The sequence below is a fragment of the Legionella sp. W10-070 genome, assembly GCF_900640175.1.
Lineage (GTDB): Bacteria > Pseudomonadota > Gammaproteobacteria > Legionellales > Legionellaceae > Tatlockia.
The window spans coordinates 1-1,215 of sequence record NZ_CAAAJC010000054.1 but is presented as its reverse complement, the minus strand read 5'-3'; the positions used below and the strand labels follow the sequence as shown (position 1 = coordinate 1,215).

Genomic DNA, 1,215 nt, shown 5'->3' with positions numbered 1-1,215 from the left:
TGATCTCCTCCCTATAAATAGATCCACTTTAAACTAGAGAATCTGGCAAAATATGAATTAATGAAAAACGGGGTATTTGCCATGAAACGCAGTAAATTTACAGAAGAACAAATATTATTTGGTTTAAAGCAGGTCGAGCTAGGCACAAGCGTATCGGAGGTTTGTCGGAAGCTTGGCATCAGCGAAGCGACATTTTATATATGGAAGAAGAAATATGGGGGGCTTGGTGCCTCGGAGCTTAGGAAACTGCGTCAGTTGGAAGATGAAAACAAGCGCCTGAAACAGCTGGTTGCTGATTTAAGCCTGGATAAACAGATGTTGCAGGATGTTCTGTCAAAAAAGCTTTAAAGCCACGTAAGAAGCGGGAACTGGCAGTTTCTCTTCAGGATGGCTATCGAGTAAGTATCCGTAGGAGCTGTGAAGTTTTAATGATAAGCCGTAGCGTATACCAATACCGCTCACGCCGTGGCGAAGATACTGTTATAAGACACCGTATTAGAGAGATAGCTGAAACAAGAGTTCGCTATGGCTATCAGCGTATTCATGTGTTGCTTCAACGAGAAGGTTGGGTCATCAATCATAAAAAAGTTCACCGCATTTATTGTGAAGAAGGTCTTAATCTTCGAAGGAAGCGACCTCGGCGACATGTAGCAGGTAGCCACAGAGCAGAACGGTCATTGGCCTCTACTTTAAATGAATGCTGGAGTATGGATTTTGTTTCTGATAACTTGTTCAATGGCAAGAGAATACGGGCATTAACTATAGTGGATAATTTTAGTCGTGAATGCCTTGCCATTCATGTAGGAGAGGCCATCCGAGGCGAAGAAGTTGCAGGCGTTCTTGAAAGTCTTAGAGTACTGGAAAACAAAAAGCCAAAATCTATCCGCATTGACAATGGTCCTGAGTTTATTTCAAAAATATTGGATAAATGGGCTTATGTAAATCACGTGACTCTGGATTTTTCAAGGCCTGGAAAACCAACAGATAACGCGTTTATTGAGTCATTTAATGGAAGTTTTCGCGATGAGTGTTTGAATAGCCACTGGTTTCTTTCTCTTGAAGATGCTAAAAATAAAATTGAAGAATGGCGACAGGATTATAATGATTTCCGACCTCATTCCTCACTGAACAATTTGACTCCAAATCAGTTCAAACAGAAGGTGTTAGGTGCCGGTTTTTCTAATTAATACCGGATCGGTTTTGGGGAGAGGATCA

1 protein-coding gene is annotated in these 1,215 nt (G+C 41.3%); it reads left to right on the top strand.

Annotation, left to right across the window (positions count from 1 at the left end; genetic code table 11):
• Positions 1 to 81: 81 nt before the first annotated feature.
• A protein-coding gene (locus E1O65_RS12400; protein WP_207384256.1) for an IS3 family transposase occupies positions 82 to 1,187 on the top strand; the annotation gives its coding sequence in 2 pieces (ribosomal slippage) (positions 82 to 346 and positions 346 to 1,187; 1,107 coding nt in all).
• Positions 1,188 to 1,215: the final 28 nt, after the last annotated feature.